General features: G+C 62.6%; 19 protein-coding genes. 2 read left to right on the top strand and 17 right to left on the bottom strand.

What is annotated here, in order from left to right:
• A partial coding sequence (locus QZ266_RS06195; protein WP_295692737.1) for a ComEC/Rec2 family competence protein occupies positions 1-1,367 on the bottom strand: 1,367 nt, incomplete at its 3' end.
• Positions 1,368-1,437: 70 nt separating this feature from the next.
• On the opposite strand from QZ266_RS06195, the gene gltX reads away from it, so the two are divergent.
• Entirely contained in the window at positions 1,438-2,877 is a 1,440-nt protein-coding gene (gene gltX, locus QZ266_RS06200) for a glutamate--tRNA ligase (protein ID WP_295692739.1), read from the top strand.
• 23 nt (positions 2,878-2,900) lie between these two features.
• The gene (gene gltA / locus QZ266_RS06205) at positions 2,901-4,205 is read left to right on the top strand and encodes a citrate synthase (protein ID WP_295692741.1); all 1,305 of its coding nucleotides are present in this window, start codon (positions 2,901-2,903) and stop codon (positions 4,203-4,205) included.
• Between the two features lie 99 nt (positions 4,206-4,304).
• Here the strand turns inward: gltA and lpxB are convergent, their stop codons facing one another.
• From lpxB to QZ266_RS06285, 16 genes are all read right to left on the bottom strand, one after another.
• Positions 4,305-5,462: a lipid-A-disaccharide synthase gene (gene lpxB / locus QZ266_RS06210; RefSeq protein ID WP_295692744.1), complete on the bottom strand. Its 1,158-nt coding sequence runs from the start codon at positions 5,460-5,462 to the stop codon at positions 4,305-4,307.
• On the bottom strand, positions 5,459-6,301 hold the full coding sequence (locus tag QZ266_RS06215; RefSeq protein WP_295692759.1) for an LpxI family protein: 843 nt from the start codon (positions 6,299-6,301) through the stop codon (positions 5,459-5,461). Before QZ266_RS06215 ends, lpxB begins: the two co-directional genes overlap by 4 nt.
• Positions 6,294-7,091: an acyl-ACP--UDP-N-acetylglucosamine O-acyltransferase gene (gene lpxA, locus QZ266_RS06220; RefSeq protein ID WP_295692762.1), complete on the bottom strand. Its 798-nt coding sequence runs from the start codon at positions 7,089-7,091 to the stop codon at positions 6,294-6,296. Before lpxA ends, QZ266_RS06215 begins: the two co-directional genes overlap by 8 nt.
• Positions 7,088-7,534, bottom strand: a complete 447-nt coding sequence (gene fabZ / locus QZ266_RS06225) for a 3-hydroxyacyl-ACP dehydratase FabZ (protein WP_295692765.1) — start codon at positions 7,532-7,534, stop codon at positions 7,088-7,090. The genes lpxA and fabZ overlap by 4 nt, the downstream gene beginning before the upstream one ends.
• An 11-nt stretch (positions 7,535-7,545) precedes the next feature.
• Positions 7,546-8,562 carry a UDP-3-O-(3-hydroxymyristoyl)glucosamine N-acyltransferase gene (gene lpxD, locus QZ266_RS06230; protein ID WP_295692768.1) on the bottom strand — a complete coding sequence of 339 codons (1,017 nt, stop codon included), beginning with the start codon at positions 8,560-8,562 and terminating at the stop codon, positions 7,546-7,548.
• A 24-nt stretch (positions 8,563-8,586) separates the two neighbouring features.
• Complete coding sequence (locus tag QZ266_RS06235; RefSeq protein WP_295692771.1) at positions 8,587-9,174, bottom strand: OmpH family outer membrane protein; 588 nt, start codon at positions 9,172-9,174, stop codon at positions 8,587-8,589.
• 4 nt (positions 9,175-9,178) lie between these two features.
• Positions 9,179-11,566 carry an outer membrane protein assembly factor BamA gene (bamA, locus tag QZ266_RS06240; RefSeq protein WP_295692773.1) on the bottom strand — a complete coding sequence of 796 codons (2,388 nt, stop codon included), beginning with the start codon at positions 11,564-11,566 and terminating at the stop codon, positions 9,179-9,181.
• Positions 11,567-11,604: 38 nt separating this feature from the next.
• Entirely contained in the window at positions 11,605-13,047 is a 1,443-nt protein-coding gene (rseP, locus tag QZ266_RS06245; RefSeq protein ID WP_295692776.1) for an RIP metalloprotease RseP, read from the bottom strand.
• A gap of 16 nt (positions 13,048-13,063) precedes the next feature.
• The gene (locus QZ266_RS06250; RefSeq protein WP_295692779.1) at positions 13,064-14,251 is read right to left on the bottom strand and encodes a 1-deoxy-D-xylulose-5-phosphate reductoisomerase; all 1,188 of its coding nucleotides are present in this window, start codon (positions 14,249-14,251) and stop codon (positions 13,064-13,066) included.
• A complete protein-coding gene (locus QZ266_RS06255; protein WP_295692781.1) occupies positions 14,251-15,054 on the bottom strand; it encodes a phosphatidate cytidylyltransferase in 804 nt (267 codons plus the stop codon). The genes QZ266_RS06250 and QZ266_RS06255 overlap by 1 nt, the downstream gene beginning before the upstream one ends.
• Positions 15,038-15,775, bottom strand: coding sequence for an isoprenyl transferase (locus QZ266_RS06260; protein WP_295692783.1), 738 nt, complete (start codon positions 15,773-15,775; stop codon positions 15,038-15,040). Before QZ266_RS06260 ends, QZ266_RS06255 begins: the two co-directional genes overlap by 17 nt.
• Before the next feature lie 25 nt (positions 15,776-15,800).
• Complete coding sequence (frr, locus tag QZ266_RS06265; protein WP_295692785.1) at positions 15,801-16,361, bottom strand: ribosome recycling factor; 561 nt, start codon at positions 16,359-16,361, stop codon at positions 15,801-15,803.
• A 23-nt stretch (positions 16,362-16,384) separates the two neighbouring features.
• The gene (pyrH, locus tag QZ266_RS06270) at positions 16,385-17,176 is read right to left on the bottom strand and encodes a UMP kinase (RefSeq protein WP_367178208.1); all 792 of its coding nucleotides are present in this window, start codon (positions 17,174-17,176) and stop codon (positions 16,385-16,387) included.
• 48 nt (positions 17,177-17,224) lie between these two features.
• Positions 17,225-18,160: a translation elongation factor Ts gene (tsf, locus tag QZ266_RS06275; protein WP_295692790.1), complete on the bottom strand. Its 936-nt coding sequence runs from the start codon at positions 18,158-18,160 to the stop codon at positions 17,225-17,227.
• Positions 18,161-18,194: 34 nt separating this feature from the next.
• Complete coding sequence (gene rpsB, locus QZ266_RS06280) at positions 18,195-19,079, bottom strand: 30S ribosomal protein S2 (protein ID WP_295692793.1); 885 nt, start codon at positions 19,077-19,079, stop codon at positions 18,195-18,197.
• A gap of 191 nt (positions 19,080-19,270) precedes the next feature.
• The coding region (locus QZ266_RS06285) for an OB-fold nucleic acid binding domain-containing protein (protein WP_367178209.1) at positions 19,271-19,742 on the bottom strand (472 nt) is incomplete at its 5' end.

The following is a 19,742-nucleotide window of genomic DNA, read 5'->3' on the forward strand; positions in this document are numbered from 1 at the left end:
GCGAGACCCCAGCTGGCGATGCGGTGAAAGTGGAAGGCCGCGAAGCCCGCCGTCGCACTCCCGGCGACGAGACTGGTCGTGCCGAGGCCGGAAACGAAGAGCCGTATCTGGGCGAACACGCCGCGCCCGGATCCCGCCTGCCGGCGCGCCTGCCACACCCGCGCCACCACAATCAGGGCCGAGGCGGCGGAAAAGGACATCTGGAAACCCGGCGTAATGACGGCCTGAGGCTGCAGCAGCAACACGGCCAGAACGGCAATCGACAGTGTATGCAGGGACAGGGCTCGGCGGCGCAGAAGGACGGCCCCCAGGACCGAGACAATCATGATGAAGGCCCGCTGGGTCGGTATGCCCGCTCCGGACAGAAGGAGGTAGCCGGCGGCGAATGCCAGGGCCACACAGGCAGCCGGTATGGCGGCATCATGTCGTCTCGCCCACGGGCTCAGGCCGGAAAGAAGGAGGCGAACCGCGAAAAACACGCCCCCGGCCAGCAGCGCCATATGCATGCCCGAGATCGCCAGGACATGGCCGAGACCGGACTGGCGTAGCGCGTCGACATCGCGCGGTGCGATGTGGGCGCGATCCCCCGTCAGAAGCGCGGCCGCCAACCCGCCCGGTCGCGGCGCCATGCGCGCGCGAATATGGCCGGAGAGCGAGGCACGCAGCCTCACCAGGCGCCGGGCCATCCGGTCCTGCCCCGTCGCCGGCCCCGGTGCGGCGGCCTCAACGGCAAAGCCGGTCGCCCGGATATCGGCAAAGGCTGCGTGGAAGGCGAAATCATATCCGCCGGGCACGGCCGCCGGTCGCGGGGTGGCCAGCACGGCTCGGATACGGATCGGGTCACCGGGTTGAATATCGCCCGCCTCCCCCAACACCCGAACCCGCTGCCGGCGCGGCGCCGCTGGATCCGCACTCACTGTCCGGATCAGAAGTCGCATGCGGCCGGACCCGCTGCGCTCAATCGCTTCCAGCCAGCCCTCGATCGTGACCGCCTCTCGCCCGCTTTCAAAATGAACCCCGACACCAGAATCACCATGATGTGCGAGGGTGTGTTCCTGCGCACGCCAGGCGAAAGCCGTCCCGATCAACAGGACCAGGGCCGATTTCCCCAGAAGGCGCGAAACGGGTTTTCTGCTCTCAGGGGAAAAACGGGATGCCGATGCCAGGACCGCAGCGAGCGCAATCAGGGCGAGAAACAGATTGCGAGACGGCTCTTCGGGGACGGAAAAATAGAGCCCGCAGCCGATTATTGCGGCCAGGGCAGCCAGGATGCTTGGCTTGAATTCCACAAGGGGATCAACCGGCTTGGCTGATTTCCTCGTCTTGTGTGCTGCCGAGTGCGGCAGGATTGCGTCAGGTTGAAGCACGAAGCAGCCTTCGGTCTATCGCAAAAGCTGATATTCATGCTAACACGCTTTTCCCTTCTCGCAGTGCAACATGAATTCGCAATTGCAAAACAACGCCAAGATGATCCGCACGCGCTTCGCGCCCTCGCCCACCGGTTTCCTGCATATCGGAGGAGCGCGCACGGCTTTGTTCAATTGGCTGCTGGCCAAGCGCCATGGCGGTGAATTCCTCCTGCGCATCGAGGACACGGACCGGGCCCGCTCGACCCAGGACGCGATTGACGCGATTCTCGACGGTCTGGGCTGGATGGGTCTGGACTGGACCGGCGATGCCATCTCGCAGTTCGAGCGCGCCGCGCGCCATGCGGAGGTGGCCTATGCCCTGCTCGAGAACGGCCACGCCTTCAAATGCTATTGCTCGTCGGACGAGGTCCAGGCCTTGCGCGACGAGGCCTTCGCCGCCGGCCGCGCCCTGCGCTCGCCCTGGCGCGATCGTGATCCGGCCGATGCGCCGGCCGACACACCCTTTACCGTCCGGTTCAAGGCGCCCGATACGGATGTCCTCCTCGAGGACGCGGTCCAGGGTCAGGTTCGCTGGGCCGCCAAGGAATTCGACGATCTCATCCTGCTCCGCTCGGATGGCAACCCGACCTATAATCTGGCCGTCATTGTCGATGACCATGACATGGAGATCACCCATATCGTGCGCGGTGATGATCATCTGGTGAATGCCGGTCGTCAGAGCCAGATCTATGATGCGATGGGGTGGGATCGCCCGGTCTTTGCCCATGTGCCGCTGATCCATGGCCAGGACGGCAAGAAATTGTCCAAGCGTCATGGCGCGCTCGGGGCCGAGGCCTATCGCGATATGGGGTATCTCCCCGAGGGGCTGCGCAATTACCTGCTGCGCCTGGGCTGGTCCCATGGCGACCAGGAATTGTTCAGCGATGCCGAGGCCATCGCCGCCTTCGATCTCGCCGGGCTCAACAAGGCGCCGGCCCGGATGGACATCGACAAGCTGAACCATATCAATGGCCATCATCTGGCTCGGGCCGATGATGCGCGCCTGGTCGAACTGGTGATGCCCTTTCTCGACGGGCTTGAAGATCGTATCCCGCAAGCCGATATCACGCAGGAGCGATTGCTGGCCGCGATGCCGGCGCTCAAAACCCGCGCAGCGACACTGGAAGAACTGGCAGGGCAGAGCTATTTTCTGCTCAAATCGCGCCCGTTCCGGATCGAGGGCAAGGCCGCGAAACCGCTCAAGGATGAAGAGGCTCGCGCCCGGCTTTACCGCCTGTTCACCGAACTCGGCCATGTGAATGCCTGGACGGAAGACGCGTTGTCCAACGCGCTCAAGGAATTCGCCGAGGCCGAAGAGGTCGGCTTTGGCAAAATCGGACAGCCGCTGCGCGCAGCGCTGACCGGCGGAGCACCCGCTCCCGACCTGGCTCTCGTCATGACCTTGATTGGTCGGGATGAGGCGCTGGCTCGTATCAAGGATCAGATGACACCGGCTATGCCCGCTTAGCCGCGAACCATGGGGATGACGAGATGGAAAACAAAGCCAAACCGAACGGATCGGCCACGCTGAACTACAACGGCCAATCTCTGGAATTGCCGGTTTTCTCTGGCGAGATCGGACCGGATGTCATCGACATTCGCAAGCTCTACGCCCAGACCGGCATGTTCACCTATGATCCCGGCTTCACCTCGACCGCGAGTTGCGAAAGCCAGATCACCTATATCGATGGCGACAAGGGCACCTTGCTCTATCGCGGCTATCCGATCGATCAACTGGCCGACAGCTCGTCCTTCATCGAGGTCTGCTATCTGCTGATGAATGGTCAGCTGCCTTCATCCGGTGAGCTGGAGACATTCGACTGGACGATTCGCCGCCACTCGATGCTGCACGACCAGTTTGACCAGTTCTTTCGCGGTTTCCGTCGCGATGCCCACCCGATGGCCATCATGGTCGGCACGGTGGGAGCGCTGTCCGCCTTCTACCACGACTCAACGGATATCAATGATCCCGAGGCGCGCACGATCGCCAGCCACCGCATGATTGCCAAAATGCCGACGATCGCGGCACGCGCCTTCAAATATGCCATTGGCCAGCCATTCATCAGCCCGCGCAATGACATGGATTATGCCGCCAATTTCCTGCGCATGTGTTTTGCCGTGCCGGCCGAGGATTACGAGAGCAACAAGGTTCTCGCCAAGGCGATGGACAAGATCTTCATCCTGCACGCTGACCACGAGCAGAACGCCTCGACCTCGACCGTGCGCCTCGCCGGCTCTTCGGGTGCCAACCCGTTCGCCTGTATCGCAGCCGGTATCGCCTCGCTCTGGGGCCCGGCGCATGGCGGTGCCAATGAAGCCGCGCTGAACATGCTCACCGAGATCGGCTCGGTCGACAAGATTCCCGAATATGTCGCCAAGGCGAAGGACAAGTCTGATCCGTTCCGCCTGATGGGCTTCGGTCACCGCGTCTACAAGAATTACGATCCGCGCGCGAAAGTCATGCGTGACACCTGCCACGAGGTTCTCGATGTGCTGGGCGTTCGCAATGACCCGACCTTGCAGGTCGCCATGGAGCTCGAGCGCATCGCGCTGGAAGACCCCTATTTCGTCGAGAAAAAACTCTACCCGAACATCGATTTCTATTCGGGCATCACCCTCAAGGCGATGGGTTTCCCGACCGAGATGTTCACCGTCCTCTTCGCGCTCGCCCGGACCGTCGGCTGGATCGCGCAATGGTCGGAAATGCTGGAAGATCCGAGCCAGAAGATCGGCCGCCCGCGCCAGCTCTTCACCGGTGCGACGCCGCGCGACTATGTTGACCTGGCAAATCGCTGATCGACCCCGTGCTCACCCAAAAGAAAGGCCGCTCCATCTGGAGCGGCCTTTTTTCTTGAGCCTGAAGCGATCGTCGTCTGCGCAGAGCGCGGGGCCCGGTCAATCAAGCCCGGCGAGAACCGCTTCGGCCGCGCGTCGGCTGGCCTGACCCGATCCGCGCATTTCAGACGTGACCGCCTGCAATCGCACCGACAGCTCAGCGCGCCGACCAGGATCAGCCAACAGGCGCTCAACCTCATCGGCGAGCACTTTGCCTGTGCATTTGAGCTGGATGATCTCCGGCACCAAGCGGGCATCAGCGGCGATGTTCACGAGCGAGATATGGGGGGTTTTGAGCAGGTTGAATGCCCGAACCAGCCCCCAGGTGATCCAGCCCAGCTTGTAACCGGTGATCGTTGGCACACCCGCGGTCGCCAATTCGGTGACCACCGTACCCGAACAGGCCAGCGCCAGATCGGCCGAGGCGAAGGCATCAGCCTTCTCCGTCTCGCCCACGCGTATGGCCGATTGCAGAACCGGATGGACCGCGATGGCGGCGTCGACCTGGTCGGCGACCGGATCGGCGACCGGCAGGACGAGCCGCAGATCATCATGACCGCGGGTCAGGCGTTTGAGCGCCTCGACCATGGGCGGCATCATGCGCCGGATTTCCGACGGCCGGCTGCCCGGCAGGACGACGAGAACCGCTTCATCGGCTGCGATCCCGTGACGGCTGCGGAATGCTGCGCCATCACCGCGCGGCAAGCGCTCCAGGGTCGGGTTGCCGACAAAGGTTACAGGCAGGCCGTGCGCCTCGTAATACGGGGCATCAAAGCTCAAAATGGTCAGGAGTTCATCGACGCTCGCAGCCAGGGTCTCCGCGCGACCGGGCCGCGTGGCAAAGACCTGGGGGCCGACATATTTGACGAGGCGGATGGCAGGGTCCGCGGCGCGAACGCCTTGCGCCACGCGCAGGGTGAAGCCCCAGGAATCAATCAGGACGACGACATCCGGCTTTGCCGCCAGAATTGCGTCGACGGCCTCGGAGACCGCCTGCTTGACCCGCGAATACGCTTTCAGGCCGTCAATCCAGCCCAGAATGCTGAGCCCGTCGATGCTGATCGCACTTTCAATGCCCTGCTCCGCCATCGCCGAACCGCCAATACCCGACAAGCGGATCTTGTCGGCTGTCAGGCTGCGCAGTTCACGCCCCAGCCCAGCCCCCAGAAGATCTCCGGAACGTTCAGCTGCGACGAGGAAGACGTGCGGTTCGCTCATCGCGCCGGCTCGACGAGCACAAACAGGCCATGACGGTTCAGGGCCGCCCGGACACCGTCGCGATCCACGATCAGCGCCCCGTCAGCCTCCAGGACAATCCCCGCCAAACCCGCCGCGGCGCAGCGCTCCACCGTGTCGACACCGATCGTGGGCAGGTCCACACGCCGCTCCTGGATCGGTTTGGGACGTTTGGCGAGCACGCCGCAACGCGCCGCCTCGCTGCCGCGCAGGGTGGCCGGCAGCCCCGCCACGCGCTCCAGCATCGCGTTGGTGCCTTCCTGGGCCTCCACAGCGAGCACAACGCCATCCGCAACGACGGCACCCTGGCCGATATCAAGCCGACCGATTTCCGCGGCGACTTCCATGGCCTTGACGGCGTCGGCGCGGTTCGTCTCATCGGGCTCGACCGTCCCGATCAATCCGGCCGGCAGCCCGTCCTTGGCCAACAGGCTGTCAGCGCCGACGACCGCAAACCCGGCCTGCTCGAACTCGGCGACGACAACGCGAATGATCGCATCATCGCCCTTGCGACCTGCGGCCAGGGCGCGGGGCGCCATGATCAGGCCTCGCGCATCCATTTTAAGTGTCGAGAGATCGGGCCGCGTGACATAGCCGGCGAAACAGACCGCATCACAGCCCGCCGCACGCAGATCCTTGATGATGCCGCCAATCTCGCCCACTGAGCGCGATGAGGTTTCGAAGGGCGCATAATCACGGTCTGCAAACCCGCGCAATACCACAACATGAACCGGGCGATCGCCGCTTGCCTTGAGGATCTCGAGCGGCAGGTCACCGCCTCCGGCCAGCAGGCCCAGCTTTGTCCAGACGGTTTTAGTCATTCGGCATGCAGATGGACCGCTTTGCGTCCGCCCGGATGAAATCGATGATTTCCGCGATCGGCGCATTGCCCGAATAGAGGTGTGCCACATCCGCGACACGCTCCTCGAACGTGCCTTCCTGCGCAAACAGGAGACGATAGGCCGCGCGCAATTCGCGCAAGGTCTCGCGCGGCATGCCACGGCGTTTCAGCCCGACCACATTCAGTCCAGCCAGGTGCGCGTGATTGCCGATAACCGACCCGTAGGGAATCACGTCCGCGGTCACCATCGCCATCGCACCGATGAAGGCATGGCGCCCGACACGGCTTTTTTGATGAATGCCCGCATAGCCACCAAGGATGGCGTGGTCCGCGATCACCGTCTCGCCACCAATCGCCGCACAATTCGCAAACACGACGCGGTCCCCGACAATGCAATCATGGGCGACATGGGAGCCGACCATGAAGTAGCCGTCATTCCCGACAACCGTGCGGCCCCGGGCAAATGTGGTGCCGGGATGCATGGTCACATTCTCGCGCAGGATATTGCGCTGCCCGATGATGAGTTCGGTATCCTCGCCCTGGTATTTGAAGTCCTGGGGCGGATGGCCGATCTGGGCCCCCGGATAGAGGACGCAATCCTCGCCCAGGGTCGTATTGCCGGCAATTGTGACGTGGGAGATCACACGCACGCGGTCCTTCAGAACGACTTTCGGACCGACAATGCTGAAGGGGCCAATCTCGACGCCGTCACCGATTTGCGCGGCCGGGTCGATAATCGCTGTGGGATGGATCTGGGTGGAGCGGGTCATGGATTCTCGATCGCCTTGGCGGAGAATTCAGCCTGGACCGCCCGCTTGCCGTCGGCCCAGACCTCACCCTTGAACTTGAACACGCCATGGCGGGCAGCGGTCACCGTCACCGGCATGCGCAACATCATGCCGGGACGCACAGGTGCGCGAAAGCGGACCTTGTCGGCGCCCATGAAGAAGACCGTCGCGCTGTCGGGGCGAACGTCGAGCGTCTTGTACATCAAGACCGCGCCAGCCTGGGCCATCGCCTCGATCATCAACACGCCCGGCATCACCGGATTACCAGGGAAATGTCCCGGGAAAAATGGCTCGTTCGCCGTAACGGCCTTGATCCCGACGATCGACTCGCCGGGCAGATAATCTTCCGCCGCATCGATCAGCAAGAACGGATAGCGATGCGGAAGAAGCGTGAGAATTTCCTGGTGTTCAATCCGGTCGGACACGAAGTCGTTTCCTATTTCTTTTTTCGGGTAGCCCGCATCAAACGCCGCAGGGCCGCGATCTGACGCATTTCATTTTCAATAGGCTGAGCCGGGGAGCCTAGCCAGGTTTCACCTGCCGGGACATTGCGACTAACCGCGGAATTGCCGCCGATACGGGCGCCGGCATGGAGCGTGATATGATCATGGGTACCGACCCGTCCGCCCATCATGACGCCATCCTCGATCACGCAACTGCCGGAAATGCCGCCATAGGCCGCCATCACGACATTGCGGCCCACGGTGCAATTGTGTCCGATATGACAGAGGTTATCGATCTTGGTGCCCTCACCGATCCGTGTCGGACCGAAGAGACCGCGATCCACGCAGCTATTCGCCCCGATAGTGACTTTGTCGGCGATCTCCACCTGCCCCATATGGGGAATGTCGATCGTGCCGCTGTCGGATACTGCGATACCGAAGCCCGCCTCACCAATCACGGCTCCCGAGAGAATGTTGCAATCCGCGCCGATATCGCTGCACAGCACGGTGACATTGGCGCCGATGATCGTGCCGGCACCAATGTGGCAGCCGGGCCCGATCACGCTGCCCGGGCCGATACGCACGCGATCCGCAATCCGTGCATCCGGCCCAATGCTCGCGGTCGCGGCGATGACCGCATCCGGGGCAATCTCTGCCGTCTCATGGATACGCTGTGTCGACGCGGCGCTGCGCGGCGCTGCGAGGGCTGCAAGCGCCCGTGCGAAGGCGGTACGGGGCGCCGAATGGGTGAGGATAATGGCGCCGAGGCCGGCGGCAGTATTCGCCAGCGCATCGGTCACGATAACGGCAACGCCCTGCAAAGACCCGTCACCCAGCGCGAGGGCATTGTCGGCATAGGACAAGGCCCCGGGGGTGCCCTCACGGATCGGCACAGCCGACGAAACCTGATGGCCACCTTGCCCGGAATCAGAAATCGCCGCACCCGAAAGCGCGGCGATCTCCTGCAGGGAAAGCGGGCCAAACCGGTCAAAGAAACGCGGATCCGCCACTTTTACCCCCTGAGTATCAGCTGATTATTGCTGCTGCTGGCCGGCACCGTTCTGCGGCAGGCGCACACGGGTGACCGGAACGGTCGGCAGGCGCGTATTCAGCAGAGCAATCACATCGTCGGAAATGTCGAGATCCGGCGACGCGAAGACCAGATTGGAACGGTCAATGAGCATGTCGATGCCCTGGGCCGCGACCACTTCTTCCAGGATAGGGCCAAGCGCTTCATACACCGGGCGCATGGCCTGGCGTTCGGTCTGGACAATTTCCTGCTGACGGGCACGACGCACGACTTCGAACTGCTGAGCCGACTGGTTCAGCGTCTGGATGCGGCTCATCAGGTCCGGGCGTTCCTGGATCGCCTGCTGCGTCATGGACGCGGTCTCGGCGTTAAGGCGCTCGGTTTCCTGCTGGATCGGCTGGCTCATGGCCTGGAGCTCGCTGTCGATCTCCTGGGCGATTTCCTGCATGCGCGCGGCGATATGGATGCCGGCAGCACTCTCGCGCAGAACGCGCTCTTCGTTCAGGACGGCAATGTTCGCCTGTGCCATCGCCGGGGCGGCGATGCCAGCCACAAGGACCGGGAGAAGCAGAAGCGTTTTAAGCAGTTTCATGGTTTTAGAACCCTGTTCGCGTACTGAACCGGAAGAATTCGGCCCTGTCATAGTCTTCCCGAATGAAAGCCTGCGCAAAGTCGAACCGGACCGGTCCAAATGGTGAATCCCAGAAGATGCTCAGGCCGGCCGACGCGCGAAGCGCCAGATCATCAACCGTGAACACCGCGTTTGTTCCCTCGTCTACCTGATCCGCGGAGTCGAGCATGCCAAGCGTGCCGAACTCCGTGAACAAGCTCCCTCTCACCCCGTACTGCTCGGGCAAACCGAGCGGGAATGAGACTTCCAGTGCGCCCACTGCATAAAGCCTGCCACCCAGGGCATCGCCCCGGATCAATTCACCCGTGTCCGGGTCGCGCGAGACGGCGCGCGGACCGATACCGGCCACTTCAAATCCCCGGAAAGAGTTCCCGCCCTTGAAGAAGCGGTCATTAATACGGACCGAGTCACCGCCCCAGGGCAGGACAAATCCACCATTCATGGTGAAGCTGGCCACGACGTCATTGCCGAGTAGACCCGGGAAGAAGGGCCGATATATGGCGCCATTGAATTCCGAGCGCACGTAGCGGACATCGCCGCCAATACCGGCAAAGCCCTGTGTCAATTGAAGACGGTAGCCATTGCTCGGCTCGATCGGGTCATTCAGGCGCGACCAGTTGAGCGTATAGGTCAGCACCGAGGTATTGCGGCTGCCGGCCTGGTTCAGCAGGGCCGAGGAGGCCGAGGAGAAGACCAGGACATTATCCGTCCGGTAGGTATAACCGAGCTGGAGATTGGTCGACGCCGTCACCGGGAAGCCAAGCCGCAGGCTGGCACCGGTCGATTCGGTCTGGAAGGAGGCTTCCGACAGGAAGTCCGAATTGACCCGGAACAGGTCAAAACCGGCGGCCAGGTTACGATCCAGGAAGCGCGGCTCGGTGAAGCGGATATCCAGTGATTCCCGATTCGACGACGCAGAGATACGGAAGCGCAGGAATTGACCGCGGCCTCGCAGATTGCGCTCCGAGATCGACAGGTCGACCAGGAAGGAGTCGGTGGAGGAGAAACCGGCGCCAAAGGCCAGCTCGCCGGTCGGCTGCTCGGAGACCGAGACATTGACCCGCGCCCGGTCAGGCGCAGAACCCGGCGTTTCCTCGACCTCGACTTCCTCGAAGAAGCCCAGGCGGCGCACATTGTTCCGCGAGCGGTCAATCAAGACCTGGTTGAAGGCGTCGCCCTCGACAATATCCAGCTCGCGGCGAATAACGCGGTCCAGCGTCCGGGTATTCCCGGCAATGTCGATGCGTTCGATATAGACGCGCGGGCCTTCATCGATGACGAATTCGACGTCAACGGTTCGGTCTTCGCGATTGCGCGAGGTCAGCGGGCGGATATTGACGAAGGCATAGCCTGCCGCACCGGCCGAGAAGGTCAGCGCATCAATACTGTCCTCGATCAGCTGACCCTGGAAGAGATCGCCTTCCTGGACGGGCAGGATGGCCCGCAGGAAATCGGGATTGAGATCGGGAATCTCGGTGGTCACATTGACCTCGCCGAAATTATAGACCTGACCCTCATCAATGGTGATGGTGATGTAGAAATCGCGCTGATCCGGCGTCAGCTCGGCGACCGCCGAGAGAACGCGGAAGTTTGCATAACCCTGGTTGGAATAGAATTGACGCAGCAATTCGCGGTCATATTCCAGACGATCCGGGTCGTAATTGTCATTCGACGAGAAGAAACGCCACCAACGCGATTCGCGCGTCACCAGTTCGCGACGCAGGCGGCGGTCGGAATAGCTCTCATTGCCGATGAAATTGATCCGGCGGACGCCGGTCACCGGGCCTTCGGAAATCTCGAAGATGAGATCGACGCGGTTCTGGGCCTGCTCGACAATCTTGGGCGTCACGGTCGCGGCGAAGCGACCAGAACGACGATAAACCTCGATAATGCGCTGAACATCCGACTGAACCCGCGAGCGCGTGAAGATCGCGCGGGGCTGGGCCTGGATCTCATCGGTGATGTTGTCATCATCAATGGCGCTGTTTCCCTCGAGAATCACGCGGTTGATGATCGGGTTTTCCTGGACCCGGACGATCACGATCTCGCCGCGGTCCTCGAACTGGGCGTCCGAGAAAAGCCCGGTCGCAAACAGGGTCTGGATGGACAGGTTTACCAGACGTTCGTCAAAGGGCTGTCCGGGCTGGATCAGCAAATAGGACAGGACGGTGTCGGCTTCGACCCGCTGATTGCCCTCGACCAGGATTTGCCGGATCACCGGCGCGGGTGCGGGTTGCTGCACCTCTTGCTGGGTCGTTGCGGGAACTTCCGCACCCGTTTGCTGTGCCGAAGCTATAGCCGACACGCTCACAGTCATCAGGGCTGCGAAGAGCACACGCAGAACACTCGCCATGGAAGATCGCCGCTTTGCTGGGCCCGGTCAGAAAATCGTCAGAAAATCTGGCCGAGCAAATAATTCAGGTCATTCCAGGTCGCTACAAGCATCATACCGAGCACGAAAACAAGCCCCACACGGAAACCGAGTGCTTGTGCCTTCATGCTCAGTGGACGTCGCGCCACCGCTTCATAGGCGTAATACACCAAATGCCCGCCGTCGAGGATGGGTATCGGTAGAAGATTGACCAATCCCAGTCCGACCGAGAGGACGCCAGCCAGATTTATCAGGTTTATCAGCAAGGATCGTGCGGCATTGAAGGCGTTGTCGTGTCCGTCAATTGACCGCTGAGCCACCTGCCCTGCGGCTGTGGCAATGCCCAGGGGACCATTGAGGAGCTCCGGTGAGGCACGTCCGGTGACGATGTTCCCGACATAATCAACGGTCGTGGAAACCACCGCACCGGTCTGCTGGACGCCATAGCCTACAGCCTCGATCGGGTTGAAGCGGCGATAATCCACCATCAGACCCGTGGAAACGAGACCAAGACGTGTAAAGGCCGGCGAAGTTGTCCCGGGCTCCTCGCTCGGCGGACCGACATCCGTACGGATGATCCGGGTTTCGCCGTCGCGAAGGATTTCCACCTCTACACGCTCGGCAGGACCATCAATGTGATTGGAGAATTGCTGGAAGCTGCGAACAGCAACGCCGTCTACCGCGATAATCCGGTCGCCAGATTCGAATCCGGCGCTGTGGGCAGGACTGTCCTGCACGACGCCCCCGATTATCGGGTCCGAATAGGCTTGCACACCCAGTTGCGGGAGGCGGCGCGATCCGCCGAATTCATCTTCCACGGTATTGCGCTGGGCGATAATTTGCAGTGGCACCTGGCTACCATCGCGCTCGATCACGACATCCAGCTCACTTGATCCGCCCGAAATCACCATGCGCATGATGTCGTTGAACGTATTCACATCGCGCCCGTCGATCGACACGAAACGGTCGCCGACCTCGATCCCGGCCGCGGCAGCCGCAGACTCCGGAACCACAGCCCCGACAACAGGCTGCAGCTCGCGATTGCCAAGGGTCAGCACGAGTGAGGCGAAAATGAAGATCGCCAGAATGAAGTTCGCGATGGGACCCGCCGCCGTGATGAAGGCGCGCTGCCAGATCGGTTTGAAATGATAGCAGCGGTCGGCCGCCTCACCCATCTGGGCGCGAAGCTGGTCCAGCTTGCCGGCATCCGGCTCGCTCGCCGCGCCGGCATCACCGAGAAATTTCACATAACCGCCCAGCGGCAGGGCTGCGACGCGCCAGACCGTGCCGCGACTGTCCCGCCATGAGAACAGTGTCGGACCGAAACCCATCGAGAAGGCTTCCGCATGAACACCGCAGACACGTCCGGCCCAATAATGCCCAAGCTCATGAATCACGACGACAATCGAGATCAGGAAGACAAAGGAGAAAATGGTCAGGAAACCGCTGCCGATCAGGTCCATGAATAACTGCCTGTGATTATGGGTTTGTTTGGCGCTCGACCATCAAGTCCCGTGCCATCTGGCGCGCCCGGGCATCAATGGCAAAAACATCTTCAAAAGCCGTTAGCGCCTGGGGCATGTCAGCATCGGAGATACTGCGCTCGAGAACGTCTTCAACACCTGCCGCGATGTCAAGGAAGCGGATGCGATCCGCGAGGAAGGCCTCCACCGCAATCTCATTGGCTGCGTTGAGCACGGCCGGCGCGATGCCGCCAGCGTCAATTGCCTCCCTGGCCAGGCGGATGGCGGGGAAACGCGTCAGATCCGGTGGCTGGAAATCGAGACGACCGATATCCGTCAGCCGCAATCGTTCAACCGGCGCTGCCATGCGCCTGGGCCAGGCCAGCGCGCTGGCGATCGGCGTGCGCATGTCCGGTGACCCAAGTTGGGCCAGAAGCGAGCCGTCGGCATATTCCACGAGGCCGTGGACGATGGATTGCGGATGCACCACCACATCGACCTGGTCCGGCGGGAGATCGAACAGCCAGCAGGCCTCGATCACTTCCAGCCCCTTATTCATCATGGTGGCACTGTCGATCGTGATCTTGGCCCCCATCTCCCAGGTCGGGTGGGCCAGGGCGTCCGCTCTCGAGGCTTTCGCCATCACCGCGCGACTGGCTTCCCGGAACGGGCCGCCGGATGCGGTCAGCGTGATCGAACGGATGGTCTCCCTTTGCGCCGGATCGAAGACCTGGAACACGGCATTGTGCTCACTGTCGACCGGCAGGAGCGTGGTCCCGCACCGCGCCGCCTCGTCCATGAAGAGCGACCCCGCGCAGACCAGGCATTCCTTGTTGGCAAACGCGAGGGAACGGCCCTGCCGCAGCGCTGCGAGCGTCGGCTTGAGCCCGGCGGCTCCGACAATCGCGGCCATGACCCAATCGGCATTGCGGGCCGCCATCTCGCAGACGGCCGCCTCCCCGACGCCGATCTCGATCGCCGGGTAATCCTTGAGCGCGGCCTGGAGCGCCGTGGCCGCAGCCGGGTCGGCAATGGCAACGCACTCGGCATCAAAGCGGATGGCCTGCCGGGCCAGCTCGGCCGCATTCGTCTTCGCGGTGAGCGCGACGATCTTGTACTGGCCCGGATCGGCACGGCCGATCAGGTCCAGCGTGGCGAGGCCGACCGAACCGGTCGCGCCCAGGATGGAAATACGGCGCGCCATCACCCCGCCCCCCAGCCCAGCGGCCAAAGACGCATCGCCAATACCGCGCCAATCACCGCCAGCATCAGGGCATCGACACGGTCAAGCACCCCGCCATGGCCCGGTATCAGCGTCCCGGAATCCTTGACCCCGAAACTGCGCTTGAACACCGACATGGCGAGGTCGCCGCCCACCGATGCGAGCGCGACGATGAGCGCAAACGGGATCACCCGGACCAGGTCGAGACCGAACAGACTGCCCGTCGCCCAGCCGGCTGCGCATCCGGCAACCACGCCGGCAAGAAAACCCGACCAGGTCTTCTTCGGGCTGGCTTGCGGCAGGAGTTTGGGTCCGCCAATCCAGGTGCCGACGAGATAGGCCAGGCTGTCCGCTGCCCAGACAATGGAAAAGAGAAGGATGACCGCCTTGAGGCCATGATCCGGCTCGGCGCGCATGGAGGCCAGCAAGGCGGCGCTGAGCGAGACATAGAGGATTCCGAGGACTTCGCTCGACCAGCCGCGCCGCCAGCGCTCGATACCGCTCGCCAGCGTCCCCGCGGCGCCCCAGGCCAGCGCATCCATGACATTGGTCTGACCGGCGAGAAGGACCGTTCCTGACGCGGTAGCACAGGCGATCGCATAGGCGACCGGCGGCGCATCCCGGTCGGACATGTGTATCCATTCCCAGGCCATTGCGGCCGCGAAAGCCGCCACCCAGGCGGTGAAGGCGAGATCGCCAACCCAGAGCAGCCCCACCGCCAGCGGGCCGAGGATGAGGGCTGAGATCAGACGACGCCGGAAGACCGGATCACGCGGCGCCGGCATCCACGCCTCCATAGCGACGGCTGCGTTGTCGGTAGGTGTCTATCGCCCGGGCCAGGTCCTGGCGGTCAAAGTCCGGCCACAGCACGTCAAGGAAAACCAGCTCGGCATAGGCGGCCTGCCAGAGCAGAAAATTGGAAATCCGTTGCTCGCCGCTGGTCCGGATCATCAGGTCGACATCGGGCAGTTCAGCCGTATCCAGATGGCCTGCCAGACCGGCTTCATCCAGCGTGTCGGGATTGAGGGTGCCGTCTGCAGCGGCGCGCGCGACCGACTGGCTGGCGCGCAGCAATTCATCGCGTCCGCCATAATTGAAGGCGATCGTCAGGTGAAACTCGGCATTCTCCCGCGTGCGGGCTTCAGCACGGTCAATGATCGCAATCAGGTCCGGCCCCAGATTGTCGCGACGGCCAATGATCCGGATTCGCACTCCGCGCCTGGCCAGACCTTCCAGGTCAGCCTCGACATAATGCTTGAGCAATTCGAACAGGGCGCCGACCTCATCGGCCGGGCGGCTCCAATTCTCCGTCGAAAAGGAAAACAGGGTGAGGTAGCGCACGCCCAGATCGCCGGCATCCTCGACAGTACGGCGGACAGTCTCGACGCCGCGCTTATGCCCGAAGGAGCGCGGGCGGCCGCGGGATTTCGCCCAGCGGCCATTGCCGTCCATGATGATGGCCGCGTGCCTCGGACCCGGCTGGTCAGCGGAAGCGTCGTCACTCATTCTTTCGCTCCGCCAAACGGGATGATCAGACCTGCATGATCTCTTCTTGCTTGCCCTTCAGGCTCTCATCAATCCGCTTGATGGCCTCATCGGTGAACTTCTGGACATCCTCGGAAAAGGCTTTCAACTCGTCCTCGGACAAGTCGCCATCCTTCTCCATCTTCTTGAGCGCGTCCATGCCGTCGCGGCGCACATTGCGAACCGCGACACGGGCATGCTCGGCATAGCTGCCGGCCAGTTTGGCGATCTCTGCGCGGCGCTCTTCATTCAGCGGCGGGATCGGAATGCGAAGGAGCTGGCCTTCGACGACCGGATTCAGGCCGATGCCGGAATTCCGGATCGCCTTGTCGACAACCGCCACGAGGCCCTTGTCCCAGACATTCAGCGTGATCATGCGCGGCTCGGGTACCGAGACCGTTCCGACCTGGCTGATCGGGGTCGGCGTGCCATAGGCCTCCACCTTGATCGGGTCGAGAAGGCCAGCGCTGGCCCGACCGGTCCGCAGGCCGCCAAACTCCTTGCGCAGGGCCTCGATGGCTCCGTCCATGCGCCGCTTCAGATCATTTTCGTCATACTCGTCGCTCATGGCGTTCTTGCTCTTTCCTGTTGTCAGCCGGCTGACATGTCGGTCTTCATCTTGCCGATCATGGTGCACAGGCCCTCCCCGGCCAGCACACGCGCAAGACCATTGGTCTTGTGGATGTCGAACACGACAATCGGTATCGCATTTTCACGCATCAGCGTCACCGCCGAGGCGTCCATGACCTTGAGGTCACGGGTCAGCACATCGAGATAGTCCAGCTGGTCATAGCGCTCGGCATCGGGATTGGTCCGCGGATCGGCGGCATAGACACCATCCACCTGCGTGCCCTTGAGGAGCGCATCGCAGCCCATTTCGGCGGCGCGCAGCGCAGCAGCGGTATCCGTCGTGAAGAAGGGATTGCCAGTGCCGGCGGCAAAGATCACGACCCGGCCCTTTTCCATGTGTCGCGTGGCACGGCGCCGGATATAGGGCTCGCAGACCGTGGTCATGGGAATGGCCGACTGGACCCGCGTCTGGACCCCGATCCGTTCCAGCGCCGTCTGCATGGCCAGCGCGTTCATGACGGTGGCCAGCATGCCCATATAGTCGGCAGCGGCCCGGTCCATCCCCTTCGCGGCGCCCGAGAGGCCGCGGAAGATATTGCCACCGCCTATGACGAGGCACATCTCGGTTCCCGCGGCGACGGCTGCGGCGACTTCGCGCGCAATCCGGTCAGCGGTATCGATGTCGATGCCATAATTCTGGGAGCCCATCAGGGCCTCACCAGACACTTTCAGCAGGACACGCCGAAATTTCGGCGCCCCAGCATGGCCCTCAGCCGGCCCGGATACAGATGAATCAGTCACGGCGTGCAGCATATAGTAAGCGGCGGCGCTGGGAAGCGCCGCCGCTTGTTGTCAGAAGGATCAGGACTGGCCAGTTGCAGCTGCAACTTCCGCCGCGAAATCTTCTTCTTTCTTCTCGACGCCTTCACCCAGCGCCATGCGGACGAAACCGGAGATCTCGACCGGGGCACCCAGGTCCTTGGCAGCCGCTTCGAGCACCTGCTCGATGGTCGAATCCGGATCCATCACGAAAGCCTGCTTCAGGAGCACGACTTCCTCGTAGAATTTGCGCATGCGGCCTTCCACCATCTTCTCGACGATGTTGTCCGGCTTGCCGGCCTGGCGGGCCTGGTCGGCAAAGACTTCGCGTTCCTTGTCAGCGATCGCGCTGTCGACACCGTCGACATCGACCGAGACAGCCACGGCCGGCGAACCGGCAGCGACATGCATGGCAATCTTGCGACCCAGCTCGGCGAGCTTGGCCTTGTCACCGTCCGACTTCAGACCGACCAGAACGCCGATGGCGCCCATGTCGGCAACAGCCGGATTGTGGACATAGGAGGCAACCACGCCCGGCGCGGCCGTCACGACGGCGGCGCGGCGCAGGGACATGTTCTCACCGATCGTGGCGATCAGGCTGGTGAGGTGATCCTCGACACTGTCACCGGAGGCCAACTTGGCGGCCTTGATGGCAGCGACATCAGCGCCGGCGCTGATGGTCAGAGCGGCGATTTCCTTCACAGCCGACTGGAACTTCTCGTTCCGGGCCACGAAGTCGGTTTCCGAGTTCACCTCGACCACGGCACCCTTGCCACCATCGGTGGACACGGCGACGAGGCCTTCAGAGGCGACGCGATCCGCCTTTTTGGCAGCCTTGGACAGGCCCTTCTTGCGCAGCCAGTCGACAGCGGCTTCAAAGTCGCCGTCAGTCTCGCCGAGCGCCTTCTTGCAGTCCATCATGCCTACGCCGGTTTTATCGCGCAGTTCCTTCACGAGAGCAGCGGTAATGGCAGCCATCGGTTTCTCCTGGATTTCGATTTGGATCGAAGCGTTACGCTTCGGTCTTGTCAGATTCGGATGACGTATCCGTGGCAGCGGCCTCGCCTTCAGCAGCCGGAGCTGCTTCAACCGCAGCCTCTGCAGCCGGAGCCTCTTCAGCGGCAGCTTCCTCGACCGGAGCGGCTTCGACCAGGGTCTCGATCGGTGCTTCCGCTTCGCCCAGATCCATGCCCATCGCCATCTGGCTGTCGCTCATGCCGTCGAGGACGGCGTCGGCGATCAGGTCACAATAGAGCGAGATGGCGCGCGAGGCGTCATCATTGCCCGGGATCGGGAAGTCGATCAGGTCCGGATCGCAATTGGTGTCGACCACGGCGATGACCGGAATGCCAAGCTTCTTGGCTTCCTGAATGGCGATGCCTTCCTTGTTCGTGTCGATCACGAACATCAGGTCCGGCGTGCCGCCCATGTCCTTGATACCGCCCAGCGAACGGTCGAGCTTTTCGCGCTCGCGGGTCAGCATCAGCTGTTCTTTCTTGGTCAGGCCGGCCATGCCGCCCTCATTCTCGAACATGCCTTCCAGCTCGCGCAGGCGGGCGATGGAGTTCGAGATGGTGCGCCAATTGGTCAGCGTACCGCCGAGCCAGCGCTGATTCATGTAGTACTGGGCGCAGCGACCTGCAGCCTGGGACAGCGGGTCCTGGGCCTGGCGCTTGGTGCCGACAAACAGGACGCGACCGCCCTTGGCAGCCGTCTCGCGCACTTTCACCAGGGCCTGGTGCAGCAGCGGAACGGTCTGGGAGAGGTCGATAATGTGAATGTTGGACCGCTCGCCAAAGATGAAATCCTTCATCTTCGGGTTCCAGCGGTGGGTCTGGTGTCCAAAGTGACAACCAGCTTCAAGCAGCTGACGCATGCTGAAATCAGGGAGAGCCATCGATTTTCCTTTTCCGGTTGGCCTCCACGGAGCGGAGCCACCTGCACATGCAGGCGACACCGGAGCGTCAGGTCAAAGACCGGACGTAGCCCCGTGTGCGTAATGGCGCGGCTTATAGGCTTGCGAGGGCGCCTTGGCAAGCGGGCAGACCCGCCGGAAAAGCAGTCCAGACATGCGATACGGGACCGCAGTCAGGCACTCTCGATCGAGGCGACGCCCTTCACCCCTTTCAGGGCGGCCTGCAGCGCGGCATCGGCGCTGTGGCGGCCGGGCAGACGCATCTCGATTTCGCCACCATCGCGCAGTGGCATCAACAGCTCGATCATGGCGTCATGGGACGCATCCTTGCGACCATTGGCCCGCTCGAGCCGGGCGTGGACACCAGCCAGGGCATCGGCGGCATCGAGCCGGATCCGCAGACGCTCCGCCGAGATCTTGGTGTCGAGCGGTTCGATCTTGTCGGCAAAGAAGGAAATCTGTTCGTCGCGCTCATCGACCCGGCAATTGACCATCACGGCCTGACCGCTGTCGAGAATGTCGCGCGAGCTGATCAGGAGGTCGGAATTGACGAAGACCTCGAACTCCCCGGTCGGATCGGACAATGTTGTCCAGGCGAAGCGCTCGCCATTCTTGTTGGAGACCCGCTCCTGGCGGCGCCTGACC

It is taken from the genome of uncultured Maricaulis sp., from assembly GCF_905480005.1.
GTDB lineage: Bacteria > Pseudomonadota > Alphaproteobacteria > Caulobacterales > Maricaulaceae > Maricaulis.

What these genes read in the sequence shown, in the direction of transcription:
- QZ266_RS06235 (WP_295692771.1), bottom strand. Translation starts at nt 9,174, where the DNA reads ATGAAACTGCTTAAAACGCTTCTGCTTCTCCCGGTCCTTGTGGCTGGC.
- QZ266_RS06255 (WP_295692781.1), bottom strand. Translation starts at nt 15,054, where the DNA reads ATGCCGGCGCCGCGTGATCCGGTCTTCCGGCGTCGTCTGATCTCAGCC.
- lpxA (WP_295692762.1), bottom strand. Translation starts at nt 7,091, where the DNA reads ATGACCCGCTCCACCCAGATCCATCCCACAGCGATTATCGACCCGGCC.
- rpsB (WP_295692793.1), bottom strand. Translation starts at nt 19,079, where the DNA reads ATGGCTCTCCCTGATTTCAGCATGCGTCAGCTGCTTGAAGCTGGTTGT.
- QZ266_RS06250 (WP_295692779.1), bottom strand. Translation starts at nt 14,251, where the DNA reads ATGGCGCGCCGTATTTCCATCCTGGGCGCGACCGGTTCGGTCGGCCTC.
- gltA (WP_295692741.1), top strand. Translation starts at nt 2,901, where the DNA reads ATGGAAAACAAAGCCAAACCGAACGGATCGGCCACGCTGAACTACAAC.
- tsf (WP_295692790.1), bottom strand. Translation starts at nt 18,160, where the DNA reads ATGGCTGCCATTACCGCTGCTCTCGTGAAGGAACTGCGCGATAAAACC.
- QZ266_RS06260 (WP_295692783.1), bottom strand. Translation starts at nt 15,775, where the DNA reads ATGAGTGACGACGCTTCCGCTGACCAGCCGGGTCCGAGGCACGCGGCC.
- gltX (WP_295692739.1), top strand. Translation starts at nt 1,438, where the DNA reads ATGAATTCGCAATTGCAAAACAACGCCAAGATGATCCGCACGCGCTTC.
- lpxB (WP_295692744.1), bottom strand. Translation starts at nt 5,462, where the DNA reads ATGAGCGAACCGCACGTCTTCCTCGTCGCAGCTGAACGTTCCGGAGAT.
- QZ266_RS06215 (WP_295692759.1), bottom strand. Translation starts at nt 6,301, where the DNA reads ATGACTAAAACCGTCTGGACAAAGCTGGGCCTGCTGGCCGGAGGCGGT.
- bamA (WP_295692773.1), bottom strand. Translation starts at nt 11,566, where the DNA reads ATGGCGAGTGTTCTGCGTGTGCTCTTCGCAGCCCTGATGACTGTGAGC.
- pyrH (WP_367178208.1), bottom strand. Translation starts at nt 17,176, where the DNA reads ATGCTGCACGCCGTGACTGATTCATCTGTATCCGGGCCGGCTGAGGGC.
- frr (WP_295692785.1), bottom strand. Translation starts at nt 16,361, where the DNA reads ATGAGCGACGAGTATGACGAAAATGATCTGAAGCGGCGCATGGACGGA.
- rseP (WP_295692776.1), bottom strand. Translation starts at nt 13,047, where the DNA reads ATGGACCTGATCGGCAGCGGTTTCCTGACCATTTTCTCCTTTGTCTTC.